Raw genomic sequence first — 16257 nt, 5'->3', positions numbered from 1 at the left:
GTGTTGCTTAGATTACTTCCAGGTAAGAACTGTGTATCGCCCGCGCCAACTCGCGCACGGTGTCGATAAAGTCTGTCAACCGGGCGTGCAGCCCATCTTCCAGAATCTCATCGATCCCGGTATACCGCAGCCTTGCTTCGAACTCCGCCGCCAGGCGCTGCGCCGTGCGTCCGTAACTGCCGGGCAAGTCGGCGAGGATATGGCTCAACTCTTCGATGCACGCGTGCAGCGAGCGCGGGACATCGCTGCGTAACAGCAGTAGCTCCGAGACCGAGCGTGCATTCAGGGCGTTGGGGTATAACTCGGTGTACGCCTCGAACGAGGACAGCGCACGCAGCAGGGCGCTCCACTGGTAATAACCGCGAGCCGACAAGTCGCTGACTTCTTCGGACTCTTCACCAAACATCTCATAGCGCGCATCCAGCAGGCGCAAGGTGTTGTCGGCGCGTTCTACAAAGGTGCCCAGGCGAATAAACCGGTAGGCGTCATTGCGCATGATGGTGCCCGAGGTCGCGCCGCGAAACAGGTGCGAGCGTTGCTTGACCCAGTCGCAGAAGTGGCTGATGCCATGCCGCGCCAGGCCGCCGGCGGCGATGCTGCGCATTTCCAGCCAGGTGGCGTTGAGGTTTTCCCACATATCGGCGGTGATGCGCCCGCGCACGGCGTGGGCATTGCCTCGGGCGGCGCGCAGGCAGTTGTAGATGCTGGCCGGGTTTTCTTCGTCCAGGGCGAAGAAGTGCAACATGCGCTCGGCATCCAGGGTCTGGTGACGCTCCAGGTAGCTGTCCAGGGTGCCGCTGCTGAGCAACGACATTGCCAGCTCATCCAGGCCATCGCTGCGCCCGGCCTGGGGCATCAACGACAGTGAATAACTGACTTCCAACATGCGCGCCAGGTTCTCGGCGCGTTCCAGGTAGCGCGACATCCAGTACAGATCAGCAGCGGTTCTACTCAACATACTCAGCCCTCCACCACCCAGGTGTCCTTGGTTCCGCCGCCTTGCGACGAGTTGACGACCAGCGAACCTTCCTTCAGCGCCACGCGGGTCAAGCCGCCCGGCACCAGGCGGGTTTCCTTGCCCGAGAGCACGAAGGGGCGCAGGTCGATATGCCGGGGCGCGATGCCGTTTTCGACAAAGGTCGGGCAGGTGGACAGGCTCAGGGTCGGTTGGGCGATGTAAGCGTGGGGACGCGCCTTGATGCGCTGGCGAAAATCTTCGATCTCGGCTGCGCTGGAGGCGGGGCCCACCAACATGCCGTAGCCGCCGGAACCCTGGGTTTCCTTGACCACCAGTTGCTCCAGGTTGGCCAGCACATGGGACAGTTCATCGGGCTTGCGGCACTGGAAGGTCGGCACGTTTTGCAGCACCGGCTCCTCGTCCAGATAGAAGCGGATCATCGCCGGCACATAGGGGTAGATCGACTTGTCGTCAGCCACCCCGGTGCCGATCGCGTTGGCGAGCACCACATTACCCGCGCAGTAGGCCGCCACCAGGCCGGGTACGCCGAGCATTGACTTGGGGTTGAACGCCTCGGGGTCAAGGAAGGCGTCGTCGATGCGCCGGTAGATCACGTCTACCGCCTTGGGGCCATCGGTGGTGCGCATGAATACCTTGAGGTCGTGCACGAACAAATCGGCGCCTTCGACCAACTCAACGCCCATTTCCCGCGCCAGGAACGCGTGTTCGAAAAAAGCGCTGTTGAAGCGCCCAGGGGTCAATACCACCACATTGGGGTTATCGAGGCGGCTGGCGCTTTTCAAGGTCTTGAGCAGCAGGTTGGGGTAGTGGTCCACCGGTGCAATGCGTTGCTTGGCGAACACTTCCGGGAACAGGCGCATCATCATCTTGCGGTCTTCGAGCATGTAGCTCACGCCGCTGGGGGTACGCAGGTTGTCTTCGAGCACGTAATAGGTGCCGTCGCCGTCGCGTACCAGGTCCACACCGGAGATGTGCGAGTAAATGTCGCGGTGCAGGTCCAGGCCGACCATCGCCTTCTGATAGCCCTCGTTGCCCAGCACCTGTTCTGCCGGAATGATCCCGGCCTTGATAATGCGCTGGTCGTGGTAGATGTCGGCGAGGAACATATTCAGTGCGTTGACCCGCTGGATACAGCCGCGCTCGATCAGGCTCCACTCACTGGCGGGGATGCTGCGGGGGATGATGTCGAAGGGAATCAGGCGTTCGGTGTCTTGCTCGTCTCCATACAGGGTGAAGGTGATCCCGGCGCGATGGAACAGCAAATCGGCTTCACGGCGACGCTGGGCCAGCAGTTCCGGCGGCGTGTTGGCCAGCCAGCGGGAAAAATCCTGATAGTGGGCACGGCATACGCCGTTTGCGTCATTCATTTCATCGAAGAAAGTTCGAGCCATTCCAGTACCTTGTCAGTGCCGAGGATTTCCTGGGTGGCACTGCCGCTTAAAAACGCATGTTCTTATGAGCCCGTGGCTGAGGGTGCCAACAGGCCTGGTCCTTACTTTCTTATGGAGTCGGCTGGGTCGCGGGGTAACGAATGCTCCTGTTTTCGGGTAGATGAATGGATAAAGCAAGGGATGTGCCGGAACGCACACAAGGTGGCGATTAGCTGTGGCGAGCGAGCTTGCACGCGCTGGAGTGCGCAGCGCTCGCGCTTTTGTGGGGGCCGCTGCGCAGCCCAGCGCGAGCAAGCTCGCTCGCCACAGAAGCGGGCTCACCACAAGGGGGCAGAGGGCGCCCTGACTTGGTGCATAAGAAACTTGAACTTCATCCATGCCCGATTCTTCTAATGAGTCCCGTCACTTTGTGGAGCATCGTTGTGCCCCGAATCATCTCCCCAAACACGCCGGAAGCGGCCCTGACCGACCATAGCGAACACAACGCCAAGATCTTCGGCTCGCCCAAGGATCGCCTCGACTTCTACCGGCGCGAGATCCAGTACGAAACCAGCATCCTGGCCAACCGCACCGACGCTTACCTCACTGCGCAATCGTTTCTGGTGATCGCCTTCGTGTCCGGCATGGGCAACCTCAACCCGGAATGGGGCAAGCTGTTCACGCTTGTGGTACCGGTGATCCTCGCCGCGCTGGGTATTCTCAGCTCGCTCAACGCCTGGCCTGGCATACGCGCGGCCTACCAGATCATTGATCACTGGCACTACAAGCAAAGCGAATTGCTGCGCAGCGAGCCGGTGATGGGCCTGGCCTACGATGAATCGCCGCTGTTTTCCGAAATGGAGTCCAGTCACAAGGGCTATCGCAAGTCGTTGCTGTTTTCCATGCGCGCGCCGTGGTTGTTCATGGTGTTCTGGCTGGTGTTGGGCATCTATGCGTTTTATATCCAGGTGGACAATCCACTGCGCTGAGCAATCGGACGGAACTTCACTGGGGCACGTGGCGCCTTAGCTTTACGCGGTAAAGATTTATCACCGGTCTGTGAAGAGGTATGCCATGTCTACATCCAACGATCCCCAAACCAGCAACCGCAATGACCCTGCCATCGATGGTGGCGAGCCCGCTCCGGGCACCGCTGCCGATGCGCCCAAGGACCCGACGGCTGCCAGCGACCCCAAGGCCAGGGAAAATGACTACAGTCCTGACTTCAAGCCTGAGCGCGAGCACAAGCCTGAAACCGATGCCGATATCGATACCCAAGGCGGTTAACGGAGACGGTCATGTCAAAAGAACTCGACGAAGAACTCAACGACCCCGGCAATGAAGATCCGGGTTCGCTGATGGATGATGCGCAAGTGCCGCTCAACGATCTGGATGAAGCGGCCGACGTCGGCAATACCGACAGTCAGGACTGATCCGGCGGTGGGCCAGAGGGATCGGTGAACTTGAACAGGAGATGTCCTTCCTGTGCTTGATCAAGCGAGACCTACTGGCCCTGTACGCGGTTATCCATCACGCCAAGCGCGGCGCAGGATTTATTTTTTGTGCGCGGCGCGTCGTTCGTACCACACCAGCAAGGGCTGGGTGCTGAGGCCATGCACCATCACGCTCAGCGCGATCACCGAGAGGGTCAGGTTCACCGCCACGGCGCTGCTGGTACCGATCAGCCCATGGTTGAGCGCATAGAACAGGTAGTAGAGGCTGCCGATCCCGCGAATACCAAACCAACTGACCAGGCTGCGTTGCCGCCGATCCAGCAGGCTGCCCCAAGGCATCGCAAACACGCTGAGCGGGCGAACCACACAGAACAGCAACGCCGCCACCGCCAGCGCGCGCCAATCCCAATGGCTGACCAACACGATGCCCAATACGCTGACCAGAAACACCTCCATCGAGCGCTCGACCAGGCTGCCGAAAGCCAGCATGTCGCCCATCATCACGCCGGCGGCGATCTGGGTGTCCTTCAACTGGCTGACGTCACCGTGCAGCGCCTGCTCGGGCTCGATCTCCAGATGGCCCACCACCGGCTGGGCCAGGTGCTCGGCCGGCGTTTGCGCATAACCGGTGGATTTGACCTCGGCCTGGCGCAGCCCCAGGCCCGCCGCGAACACCGACAAGAAGCCGTAGCCGCCGACCGCTTCAGCCGTCACATACGCCAGGGCAATCAGCGCGAGGGTGAGGTAGTCATTCGGTGACAGGGTGCTATCGGCATTGATCAAGCGCAGGCGCAGGGTGATACGGCCAATGCCGCGGCCCATCCAGTAACCCATCAACAACCCGGCCGGAACCGCCCACAGCAGGTTCTTCAGCACCCAGCCGCCGAACCAGTCGCCGTCGAAACCGCCATGTTGCATAAACAGCAGGCCAAAAATCACAAAAGGAAACGCGGTACCGTCGTTCAACCCTGCTTCGCCGGACAGGCCGAATCGCAACGCGTCATAGTCCTGGGCATTGTTGACCTGCACCAGGCCGGCCAGCACCGGGTCGGTGGGCGCCAGCATCGCCCCCACCAGCAGCGAAACGCCCCAGGTTAAATCGAACAGGTAGTGCAGCAACAGGCAGGTGCCGAGGATGGTCAACAGCATCACCGGCCCGGCCATGCCAAAGGCGATGCGCCAGGTGCGGTGCTTGAGCGGCAGGCGCAATTTCAAACCGCTGACAAACAGCGAAAACAGCACCGCCACTTCCGTCAGGTGCTCCATCCAGCGCGCCGAGCCCTTCACGTCCAGGTGCAACAAGTCCACGCCCAGCGGGCCAATGGCGATGCCCAACAACAAGCACACCGCTGAGGTGGTCACCGGCATCCAGCGCAAATAGGAGGAGGTGAGGGCGAGGGTGAGCAGTACCGCGCCTAATACGGCCAACCATAGAATGAAAGTCATCGTGCGTGCACTCGGCCGTGGTTCATTCAGGTTGGAGGGCCATGGACAAGTACGGGTTCAAACAATCAACAACGTGGAAGCATCGGCTAACACACGGGCTGGAATGCATTCACCAAGGTTGACCACCCATACATACCGATGGCGCTGAGCGCGTGTTCAATCGGATGACTACACAGCTCTGCACAGGTACCTGATATGACGGGTATATCCCCAGCTCTTACGCATTCCTCACTGCCGCTGTTTACGCCCGGCGCCTCATCATCTGTGCTTCCTGACGTCGATGTTTTGCCGCGTGAGGCGCCCATTGACCGCGCCGCGACCGACACGGGCAGCGCCGCAATACGCCCTCTGGGCGGCGCGTTATCGTGGCCGATTACGTTGGACTCAGGCGAAAAACGGCGTTTGCGACTTATCACCATGAACCACGCTCACCATTTGGGCGATCAGCCGCTGGTGATGCAAACCCAGGGCGGGGTGCTGGAGTTTCTGCGGTATCGGCAGCCGCTGCCGGCAGAGGCGGGCGACGACCCGGCTAAAATACTCCAGGCACTGGTCAACTCCCCGCAAGGGCAGCGGATGGGCAAAGCGCTACAGCAAACCATGCAAGGCGTTGACAGCGAAAGCAGCGCAAGCGATTACCTGCTGGCCGCTATCGCCCTGCAGATGGACCCTGAGTCGATCACTGCGCCCGATCGCAACAGCGTTGCCGGTTTCGACCTGGGCAGTGACACACGTGGGGGGCACCACGCCTCCAAGGTCGTGGCCGGCTTGGCCGAACATTTGAGCAGTACTGGCACAACCAGCGCTGCACTGGCGAGTGTTGGTGCGTACCTGTTGCTGGCCAAGGCGGTACCGCAGTTTCTGATCAAAGACATTCCCCCGACGGTAAAGGTCGGCAGTCAGGCGTGGGCCAGCCTGACGATGGCTGCGATGACGATTGAGGCGCACACCCCGGGCAAAGTCCCCGGCATGACGTTTGCGCAGGTCATGAGCGAGGCTGAAAACGCCCGACGGGTTGACCCTGTGGCCACTCAGCATGCCCAGACTGCCGCGTTATTCGATTGGGGCGTTGCGAATGAAATCATCCCCAAAAGAAACGCTGACACCTACACCGCTGCACAACTTGAAACCGTCAGGACCGAGTTCAACCAACAGCTTGATGAGCGGATGTCTGCTTCAAAAATACTGGACAAGGCAATATCGACGCGAACAGAAATCGCACAGATCAAGTTGCAGGAGCGGTTTGGAGACTTGGGCGCGCTGTTTGAAGTCAAAGCACTCAGCACTGATGCGTCTGGCGTGAAGCACGGGCAAAACGGGATAAGCGGCACTCATTCACTCTTGGACTACGCCAAGATGGACTTGCCGAATCCGAGACCACTTAAATCGAGTGACCCCCGCATTCCCATAGAGGCGGTGAACAGTAACCTCACGTTCGGTGTCAGGGAGGCTTTCGAACAACAGTTCACACGCGCCATCCAGGAAAAAAAGGCTGCCGTCAATACAACCGTCAGGCACATGATCTCGCAGCTCCCATCTGCGGATAGGAAGAACTTCGAGTTTGGAAAAATCAGCTTTTTCCAAGAAGGCTCATACGTCATGGATGGTCATTTCAATAATACGCAGGGTCAAAATAAACCTGGACTGTTGGTCAAAACTGAACTGCATGGCACGACAAAAGCCTACGTCATCGACTTCAATAAAGGTTCGATTGAAAGGGCGAGCGTGTACGCAGCGCAGGTTCAGGAGTCCAAGGCAGGCAAAAATGTTTCTACGACCAAAGCGTTCACGCCCCGTCATAACGCAGATGGTCTGGGTCGTGAACGCCCATTGAGTGACTCACTTGTGAATAGTTTCACCAGCGCTCGATCCCGTTCGATTGCCGACGCCTTTGTCCAACACCTTGATCTCGATGACCCTGCAATAAAAGAACAGGCACGCGGGCAGACTCCCATAGACGAGTATTACAGCCCCAAACCGTTGAACGATTTTTTGTTGAACCTGATCCCCTTCAGATCGGCCATCGTCAATATTCAGAATGGCAAATATGGCGAGGCGGCATTTGATCTCATGCTGGACATCTTCGGCTTTGTTACTGCAGGGGCCACCACGGCTGGAAAACTGCTCAAGATCGGCAGCGCTGTTCTCTCCAGCGGTGCCAAGGCGCTAAAGGCTGCCAAAGTCATCGGCGTCGCCACGATTGACCTGCTCAATCCGGTGGGTGGTTTGGGTGATTTGGCCAGGTTGGTGGGCAGCGGTGGCTTGTATGTACTGTCCAAAACCGTCAATAAACTCAGAGGTGCCACCGGCAGTTACGACGTATTGAAGGCGATCAGCAAGCAGTATGACGCAGCGGCGACAGGCGTGGTGAAGGTGGCCGAACAGGCGGTGGAGGGCGCCGCCGTGCTCAAAGGCGGCAAGTGGTATTCATTTGACGCCGACACGATGCGACCTTATGGCAGCCCGCTCGAAGAGTTCAGGGTCGCGACCCAGGCTGTCGCGGGTGAGGTGGACACGGCGCATATCGATGGGCTGAGTGAATTGAGCCATGAGCTGTTCGGGAACTTCAAAGTGCCAGACAGCAAAATCGTGGGGCTGTCACGTAACAGTCAGGGGGTGTATGTGGCGGCTGATGGGCACATTTCGCATATACGCCATACCGACAGCAACGGTGATACAGCGGTGTATGAGGTCCGCCAGGTTTCGCGCACGGACGACGGTGTTGTGCAGGCGCGGGTTTATCACAATAACCGGCAAACCGAGTTGCTGGTCCAGCATGTACAAGGTGACGAATGGCAACGCCTGGGGGCGCCCGGTGGTGGGCAGATCACTGCTGAGGACTTGAAGGCCTGGGAGGCGTTGTCACCAGAGCAACAGGAAAGCGTCACGCGCAAGGGCTTTGCCAAACAGAATAAGCTTCCACAGAAAACCTTTGAGTTCTTTGTGAAGCCTGACGGTCAGTTGAGCGATAGCGGCGTGATCGTGCGTGATCGCCCCGCCAGCACCTTGCCCAATAAGGTGACCGAAACGCATCTGCGTGCTTGGCAAAATATGACACAAGCGGCGCGTGACGAAATGACCTTGGACGGATTTATCGGCCTTCATAATCTTCGACCGACGACGATCAGGTCGTATGTGCGTCAGAATGGCACCCTGACGAGCAAGGGGGATGCGCTGGTCCAGGCGTCCGATCCCACCAGAAGTAACCAGATCAGCGATGATCATTTACGTCAGTGGGATGAGACTTTCAGGAAGGTGGAAAACTCATTGACGTCAGCGCAGTTTGTTAGCCAGCACGGGCTCAACCCACGTAGCTGGGCGAGGCTCGTTAACGCGGATGGTTCGTTGACGCAGGCGGGCGCGCAGCGTTTGGAGCAGGCACGACAGGCCGGCGCAGTCCAGGTCTCCACTCCCATGGCTGATCATTTGCGAGCGTGGCAGGCGCTGCCCTACGAGCAACAGCAAAGCCTTACCCCTGAGGTCTTTGCCCGGCAAAAAAACATCCCCCCGAGAGTTTTTGAGCGCTATGTGCAGCCCAATGGTCAACTGACCGATACCGGCCTGGCAGTGCGCGACCGTGCGCCCAACACGCCCTTCCATAGGGTGACTGAAACCCATCTCAGTGCTTGGCAAAACTTGACACAACCGGAGCGTGACGCTTTGACCCTTGTCGGGTTTTCCGAGCTTTATCATGTCAATCCGAATACGTTCAAAAATCATGTGCGGCAAAACGGTACCTTGAGTTCAATCGGCATGGATTTGCAGGGCAGGGCGTCCGGTGTTGGCCCTAACCAGATTACCGATGACCATCTTCGCCAATGGAAAGCGCATGTCGAGAACCCGGATAACCCGGTCACGCAAGCGCAGTTCATAACAGATAACGGACTCAATTCAGCTCTTTGGAGGGTGTGGGTTAATGTTGATGGTTCCTTGAAAAACAACGCCTCGACGCGTCTCGAGCGCTCCGCACTGGGTTCAATAACCCCTACGCCGAGCGCTCCCGCAAGAGTGGTCACGGCTGAGCATCTACGCGAGTGGGATGGGTTGCAGGCGCTGCAACAGCAAAGCCTTACCCGTGAGGACTTTGCACGGCAGAAAAACATCCACCCAAGAGTTTTTGAGCGCTACGTGCAACCCAATGGTCAACTGACCGCTATCGGCGTGGCAATACGCGACCGCGCGCCCAACACGCCCTTCCATAGGGTGACTGAAACCCATCTCAGTGCCTGGCAAAACTTGGCACAACCGGAGCGTGACGCTTTGACCCTCGACGGTTTTTCCGAGCTTTACCATATCAATCCGAATACGTTCAAAAGTTACGTGCGGCGAGATGGTACCCTGAGTCAAGCTGGCATAGAGTTGCTGGGCAGAACGGCGGGTGTCATCCCTAATACGATTACCGATAACCATCTCCGTCAGTGGAAAGCACATTTCGAGAACCCGGATAACTCGGTCACGCAAGCGCAGTTCATAACAGATAACGGGGTCCATTCAGCCACCTGGAGAGACTGGGTTAATCCTGATGGCTCCTTGAAAAAAAATGCCTCGGAGCGTCTTGAGCGCGCCGCACTGGTCCCAAGAACCCATACGCCGAATGCGCCCATGAAAGTGATTACGGCCGAACATTTGCGCGAGTGGGAGGCGTTGTCGACTGCGCAACAGCAAAGCGTTACCCATAGAGGCTTTACCCTACAGAAACACATATCCCGTAGAACCTTTGAATACTACGTGCAGCCTGGCGGCCAACTGAGTCCTGCCGGAATAATTGTGCGCGACCGTCCGATCAACACACCGTTTGATCACGTGGTCGACACGCATCTCCAAACGTGGATCAATATGACCGCGCAAGCGCGTGAAGCCATGACCATCGAAGGTTTTGCCGGTCTCCATAACCTTAATGTGGAAACGTTCAGAAAATATGCACGGGCTGATGGCAGCCTGAAGACTGCCGGCGAAGCGCTTGTGAATCGATCACTACTAAAACGACCTGCACCGGACCATTTGGACTCACCGCAACCGAAGGTTGCGGATCTGACTCAGCGCCCCGAGGCGCCACAAGGCTTAGAGACCCCAGACCCATCTCCTGTAGACCGGCCCGTCGTGATCAAGGTTGAGCCCATTGCTTCGCCGCCATTACCTCGTCACCAGATCGACAATACACTGCCTATCCTGCAGGACCCGGCGGACCCCACACTCAGCTTGACCAAAGCAATCGAGGGTTCTTTTGACGACATCCGCATTGCCAACTGGAATGGTCTGCTTGACGGGCTTGATAACGCAACGCACAAGAGGGTCAAAGCCAAGATAAAGGCCGAGATCAAAGAGTGGCTGGAAACCGAACGTCAGCACCAGTCCCGGTTTGATGAAACCTTGGAGGTAGTCACAGCACTCGACGATGGTGGGCCAGATCGAGGTGCGTCGGTGTGGGCGCGACGCGATATTCCCAAGTTTGAAGTGCTTGGCCCGTACGCGGGCAAATATCATGCCTCTGAGGCATCGCTGTTTCAGGAGCAACGCAAGCAAGGTTCGCGGGCGGTACTGACGTACTTGTTCGGGACCCGGTCGGGAAGTCGCTCGGTGAGTGCGCTGCACACGGGCAATACCCTGAGCAAGATCAATACTTCGCAATTGGGCAGTTTGCCGGCCTGGAAGTCGAACAATGTCATCTCCATCGCCGTCGGAAAAAACCTGACGTTCTACGTGGCGCTGAAGGACATCAAGAAAGGCGAGGAATTACTGCTGGACTATGGACCGTACTATAAAACGGTGCCTGATATAGCGATCAAGCCGGACCCTGATCACTAAGTCAAACCGGTCAAATCTGTTGGAGCGAGCAAGCTCCTTCCCATAGGTTTTATCGACGGCGCGCTCCAGGTTTTTTCCAGGTAGGCATGGTGAGGCGCAGGGCCCAAGTTATCCGTTGAACGACGGTTTCGTTTGCACTATGTTGACCCCATTCTCCCCGTTCGCACAGCAACGGATTTGCGCATTTTCATCTTGAACCAGAGGCTCTGGCATGAGGTTTTCTCCCTTCGTTGAGCGAATTGCAGGGCAGGGCGTCGCCGCCTGGGACATCCACCACGCTGCGTTCGACGCTGCCAGCCAGGGCGAAGACGTCATCATCCTTAGCGTCGGCGACCCGGATTTCGCCACGCCGGCCTTTATCACTGACGCCGCCGTCAATGCCTTGCACGCGGGAGATTCCCACTACACCGAGATCGCCGGGCGCCCGGCCTTGCGCGAGGCGATCGCGACCCGTTACAGCCAGACCCTGGCCCGCCCGTTGGCGGCTGACAACGTCATCATCGTGCCCGGTGCGCAGAACGCGCTGTTCATCAGCTCGCTATGCCTGTTGCAGGCCGGCGACGAAGTGCTGGTGCTCGACCCGATGTACGTTACCTACGAAGCCACGCTCAAGGCCAGCGGCGCCACTCTGGTGCGGGTGCCCTGCAGTGCGCAGTCCGGCTTTCGACTGGATCCACCATTGCTCGCCGCCGCGATCACGCCGCGTACCCGGGCGATATTCTTTTCCAATCCGAACAACCCCACTGGCGTGGTGCTCAACCGGCAAGAGCTGCGAGCCATTGCGGACTTGGCGATCGCACACGACCTGTGGGTGGTAGTGGATGAGGTCTACGAAAGCCTGGTGTTCGACGGTCAATACCACAGCCTCGCGGCGTTGCCGGGCATGGCGCAGCGCTGCATCGTGATTGGCAGCTTGTCCAAGTCCCATGCCATGACCGGCTGGCGTATCGGCTGGCTCATCGCCCCAGCGCAAATGGTGCAGCACGCTGAAACCCTGCTGTTGAGCATGATGTACGGCTTACCCGGCTTCGTGATGGAGGCGGCGACAGCTGCGGTGTTGGCCCATGACGAAGTCACGCAAGGCATGCGTGAGACTTACCGACGCCGACGCGACCTGGTGGTGACTGCCTTGAGCGCCTGCCCGGGCATCCGCGTGCAGGCGCCGCAAGCGGGCATGTTTGTGTTGGTGGATGTGCGCGATACGGGCCTGGGGTCCCTGGATTTCGCCTGGCGCCTGTTTCGTGAAGCTGGTGTGTCGGTGCTGGACGCGGCAGCCTTCGGCGAGCCGGCCCAGGGCTTCGTTCGGCTTTCCTTTACCTTGGGCGAGGAGCGTCTGGCGCAAGCCTGTCGGCGGATTGTGCTGTTTGTTGAACAGCTTGCCAGTGAGCGGGCCGTGCACTGGGCGTGAGTACTTGCCCAACTTTTGGCCTTGTCTCGTTTCAAATGTGGGAGGGGCAATGCGACGATTCGACTTGCCCCGATGGCCATAGGTGTCTACCCAAATTGGTAGCAGCCGACGGTAACCACGATGCGTAGCGAGCCGCTCTTGATCTTGATCTGCTTTTGATCTCAGGCGCCCCGTCAAACCACGCTGGCCGGAATTCGACAGGGATTTGGGGGATATGTACTCGGTCTGACCCAGCATCCTGGTCGGCCCCGAGGCCGCCATCGGGAGCAAGCCCCCTCCCACAGGCTACGCAGCCCTGTTAGTCAGCCAACGGCGGCAAACGCCGTTTCACCGGGGTTTTCTTGACGATAGCGGTGTTGGTCTCGGCATAGGTATTCAGCCGGTCCAGCAGCGTGTCGAGGTGCTCCATGGTGCGTACATGCAGGCGGGCGATAAAGCAGTCGTCACCCGTGACCTTGTCGCATTCGGTGAACTCGGGGATCGCCTGGATCTGGCGTTCCACTTCCTGCAATTTGCCGGGCAGGGGGCGGATGCGCACGATGGCTTGCAGCAGGTAGCCGAAGTGCTTGGGGTCGATGTCGACGGTGTAGTGGGTCAGCACGCCGCGCTCTTCCAGGCGACGCAGACGTTCGCTGACGCTCGGCGAAGACAGACCGATGATGCCCGCCAGGGTCTTGAGGGACAGGCGCGAGTCGTCCATCAAGGCGGCGATCAATTGCTGGTCGATAGTGTCGATCATGAGGTTTGCCTAATAAGAAAAGGTGAATCCTGGGTTTTGCCTTTTTTAGTCGCTGTAGCCGTGTCGAGCAGATTGCCATAATTGAGCCTCACTTGAGGAGCCTCAGTCATGGATACATCAATCCGTCGCGGAACCTGGGAAATGATCGCCGCCATGCTGATCTCCGGCACCATTGGCTGGTTTGTGCTGGTGTCGGGCGTGTCGGTGCTTGAGGTGGTGTTCTGGCGCTGCGTGATTGGCGCGCTGACACTGCTGCTGGTGTGCGCGTTGCTGGGGTATTTGCGCCTGGCGTTACTCAACTGGGCCAAGCTCGGGCTGGCAGTGCTCAGCGGCGTGGCTATCGTCGGTAACTGGCTGTTGCTGTTCGAGTCCTATTCCCGTGCGTCCATCTCGATCAGCACGGCGGTGTACAACGTGCAGCCGTTCATACTGGTGATGCTGGCGGCGGTGTTTCTCGGTGAGAAGATCACCGTGCAAAAAATGGCGTGGCTGAGTGTGGCGTTCCTGGGCATGTTGGCGATCGTGACCGCCCATGGTGAGCAATCGGGTGGCGGGAATTATCTTGCTGGCATTGCCTTGGCCTTGGGCGCGGCATTTTTGTACGCGGTGGCGGCGCTGATCATCAAACGCCTGAAGGACGTACCGCCGCATTTGATGGCGTTGATCCAGGTGACCACCGGCGCAGTGCTGCTGGCGCCGCTGGTGCCCTGGCACAGCTTGCCCGTGTCGACCACTGCCTGGACGGCACTGGCGACATTGGGCGTGGTGCATACCGGTTTGATGTATGTGTTGCTGTACGGGGCTATTCAGAAGCTGCCCACGGCGATGACCGGCGCGTTGTCGTTCATCTACCCGATTGCGGCGATCCTGGTGGACTGGATCGCGTTCGGGCATCGCCTGGGGTGGCTGCAATGGCTGGGTGTGGCGGCGATTCTGCTGGCCGCTGCCGGGTTGCAGCGGGGCTGGTGGTGGCCCCGCGCCCGTCAGCTCAGTGCGTGCCCTGATAGATAAGGTTTTCCGGGTTGAAATGCTCTACAGCACTGCCCGGCTGCGGCAACCCGAGGATATGCCCCTTGATTTTGCCTACCACATGCATCTCGCACGGCTTGCAATCGAACTTCAGGGTCAGCACTTCGTCGCCGTGGATCAACTGCATCGGCGCGACCTTGGTCTTCACGCCGGTGACGCCCTTGGCCTGTTTAGGGCACAGGTTGAACGAGAAACGCAGGCAATGCTTGGTGATCATCACTGGCACTTCGCCGGTTTCTTCGTGAGCTTCGAAGGCCGCATCGATCAGCTTCACGCCGTGACGGTGGTAGAAGTCGCGGGCCTTCTGGTTATAGACGTTGGCCAGGAACGACAGGTGCGCATCCGGATACACCGGCGGCGGGGTGGTCTCGGCCTTGCGTCCACCCCGAGGGTGCGCCTGGATGCGGGCGGCGGTCAGGGCTTCGATCACTTCACGGCGCAACGCCTTGAGCTGCGAGTTGGGGATGAAGAACGACTGCGGCGCGTCCAGGTCGATGCGGGTGGCGTGGTACTCGGTGGTGCCGAGTTGGCCGAGCAGATCGCGCAGAGTGTCCAGTGCCTGTTCCGGCTTGTTGGCTACACCAAACGGGCCGGGCAGGGTGACACTGGCGCTGATGCCTTCTTCGCTGGTGGCGGTGAGGTGCAACTGCTCTTCACGCAGGCGTGCAACCCACGCCAGGCCGATACGGCGTTCGGCGGACGTCTTGAGCAGTGCCTGTTGCCAGTTATGGTCCAGGTTACGGTTCAAAGGATGGTTGGGGCGCAACTGATGCAGGCCGGCCGGCATTTCATTCGGCTCGACGCGGTAGCGATAGCGCTTCTCGCCGTCTTCCTCGAACTCGCCCTTGGGCTCGGCGATATTGGCGCGAAAGCCCACCACTTCACGCTTGACCAGCACATTCAGGCCATCGCCGTTGGACAGCGGCTCATGGGTGACTACCTGCAAGTCACGCTTGCCGGCTTTTTCCACCACACCCACCGGCAGGCCGGTAAACGTCGGAGTATCGAACGCGCCGATGTCGATCTTGCGATCGGTGACGAAATAGTCGGTGCTGCCACGGTGGAAGGTCTTCTCCGGGTCCGGCAGGAAAAAATGCGCGGTACGCCCGCTGGAGGCGCGGGCCAGGTCCGGGCGGTCTTCGAGGATTTCGTCAAGGCGCTGGCGGTAGTAGGCGGTGATGTTCTTCACATAGCCCATGTCCTTGTAGCGGCCTTCGATCTTGAACGAACGCACACCCGCTTCGACCAGCGCGCGCAGGTTGGCGCTCTGGTTGTTGTCTTTCATCGACAGCAGATGCTTTTCAAAGGCCACGACACGGCCCTGGTCATCTTTCAAGGTGTACGGCAGACGGCAGGCCTGGGAGCAATCGCCACGGTTGGCACTGCGGCCATTCTGCGCATGGGAAATATTGCACTGCCCGGAGAACGCCACGCACAGGGCGCCGTGGATAAAGAATTCGATGGCGGCATCGGTTTCGTCGGCGATTGCGCGGATTTCCTGCAGGTTCAGCTCACGGGCCAATACCAACTGCGAGAAACCGGCCTGGTCAAGAAACTTTGCCCGGCCCAGGGTGCGGATGTCGGTCTGGGTGCTGGCGTGTAGCTCGATGGGCGGAATATCCAGCTCCATCACGCCCAGATCCTGCACGATCAACGCGTCTACACCTGCGTCATACAGCTGGTGGATCAGCTTGCGCGCTGGCTCCAGCTCGTTGTCATGCAAAATGGTGTTGATGGTGGTGAAGACGCGGGCGTGGTATCGACGGGCGAATTCCACCAGCTGCGCGATATCGCTCACCTCGTTACAGGCGTTGTGACGGGCGCCGAAGCTTGGGCCGCCTATGTAGATGGCGTCGGCGCCATGCAGAATGGCCTCGCGCGCAATGGCGACATCGCGGGCAGGGCTGAGCAATTCAAGGTGATGCTTGGGCAAGGACATAGTTTTTTTAGTCAGGCTTGTCACGGTCGAGGCGCGCATTGTAGCCGTGAAATGCCCGGCCGGCATCTACCGCAGGGCTGTCGGGCCC

General features: G+C 59.2%; 10 protein-coding genes and 1 pseudogene. 6 read left to right on the top strand and 5 right to left on the bottom strand.

Annotated features, from left to right (window positions below; all coding sequences use genetic code 11):
• Nucleotides 1–7 precede the first annotated feature (7 nt).
• Together PSEBG33_RS13110 and PSEBG33_RS13115 are read right to left on the bottom strand one after the other, a co-directional pair.
• Nucleotides 8–958, bottom strand: coding sequence for an alpha-E domain-containing protein (locus tag PSEBG33_RS13110; protein WP_005788443.1), 951 nt, complete (start codon nucleotides 956–958; stop codon nucleotides 8–10).
• Nucleotides 959–960: 2 nt separating this feature from the next.
• Complete coding sequence (locus PSEBG33_RS13115) at nucleotides 961–2370, bottom strand: circularly permuted type 2 ATP-grasp protein (protein WP_005788442.1); 1410 nt, start codon at nucleotides 2368–2370, stop codon at nucleotides 961–963.
• A 422-nt stretch (nucleotides 2371–2792) separates the two neighbouring features.
• Here PSEBG33_RS13115 and PSEBG33_RS13120 point away from each other — a divergent pair, with 422 nt between their 5' ends.
• From PSEBG33_RS13120 to PSEBG33_RS29925, 3 genes are all read left to right on the top strand, one after another.
• Nucleotides 2793–3338, top strand: coding sequence for a hypothetical protein (locus PSEBG33_RS13120; protein ID WP_032803895.1), 546 nt, complete (start codon nucleotides 2793–2795; stop codon nucleotides 3336–3338).
• Nucleotides 3339–3423: 85 nt separating this feature from the next.
• A complete protein-coding gene (locus tag PSEBG33_RS13125) occupies nucleotides 3424–3636 on the top strand; it encodes a hypothetical protein (protein ID WP_005788439.1) in 213 nt (70 codons plus the stop codon).
• Between the two features lie 11 nt (nucleotides 3637–3647).
• The gene (locus PSEBG33_RS29925; RefSeq protein WP_005788437.1) at nucleotides 3648–3782 is read left to right on the top strand and encodes a hypothetical protein; all 135 of its coding nucleotides are present in this window, start codon (nucleotides 3648–3650) and stop codon (nucleotides 3780–3782) included.
• Nucleotides 3783–3902: 120 nt separating this feature from the next.
• Here PSEBG33_RS29925 and PSEBG33_RS13130 read toward each other — a convergent pair whose 3' ends face one another.
• Nucleotides 3903–5249: a cation:proton antiporter gene (locus tag PSEBG33_RS13130; protein ID WP_005788435.1), complete on the bottom strand. Its 1347-nt coding sequence runs from the start codon at nucleotides 5247–5249 to the stop codon at nucleotides 3903–3905.
• Nucleotides 5250–5444: 195 nt separating this feature from the next.
• On the opposite strand from PSEBG33_RS13130, the gene PSEBG33_RS29565 reads away from it, so the two are divergent.
• Nucleotides 5445–11054: an SET domain-containing protein-lysine N-methyltransferase gene (locus PSEBG33_RS29565; RefSeq protein WP_005788432.1), complete on the top strand. Its 5610-nt coding sequence runs from the start codon at nucleotides 5445–5447 to the stop codon at nucleotides 11052–11054.
• Between the two features lie 211 nt (nucleotides 11055–11265).
• A pseudogene (locus PSEBG33_RS13135) lies at nucleotides 11266–12441 on the top strand (pyridoxal phosphate-dependent aminotransferase); the annotation flags it as partial.
• 319 nt (nucleotides 12442–12760) lie between these two features.
• Here PSEBG33_RS13135 and PSEBG33_RS13140 read toward each other — a convergent pair.
• Nucleotides 12761–13201, bottom strand: coding sequence for an Lrp/AsnC family transcriptional regulator (locus PSEBG33_RS13140; RefSeq protein ID WP_005788428.1), 441 nt, complete (start codon nucleotides 13199–13201; stop codon nucleotides 12761–12763).
• A gap of 108 nt (nucleotides 13202–13309) precedes the next feature.
• On the opposite strand from PSEBG33_RS13140, the gene PSEBG33_RS13145 reads away from it, so the two are divergent.
• Entirely contained in the window at nucleotides 13310–14212 is a 903-nt protein-coding gene (locus PSEBG33_RS13145) for a DMT family transporter (protein ID WP_005788426.1), read from the top strand.
• Here PSEBG33_RS13145 and PSEBG33_RS13150 read toward each other — a convergent pair.
• Entirely contained in the window at nucleotides 14190–16169 is a 1980-nt protein-coding gene (locus PSEBG33_RS13150) for a peptidase U32 family protein (RefSeq protein WP_005788424.1), read from the bottom strand. The genes PSEBG33_RS13145 and PSEBG33_RS13150 overlap by 23 nt on opposite strands.
• Between the last annotated feature and the right edge of the window lie 88 nt (nucleotides 16170–16257).

Source organism: Pseudomonas synxantha BG33R (assembly GCF_000263715.2).
Classification (GTDB): Bacteria; Pseudomonadota; Gammaproteobacteria; order Pseudomonadales; family Pseudomonadaceae; genus Aquipseudomonas; species Aquipseudomonas synxantha_A.
This window is presented reverse-complemented; position numbering and strand designations above follow the sequence as displayed.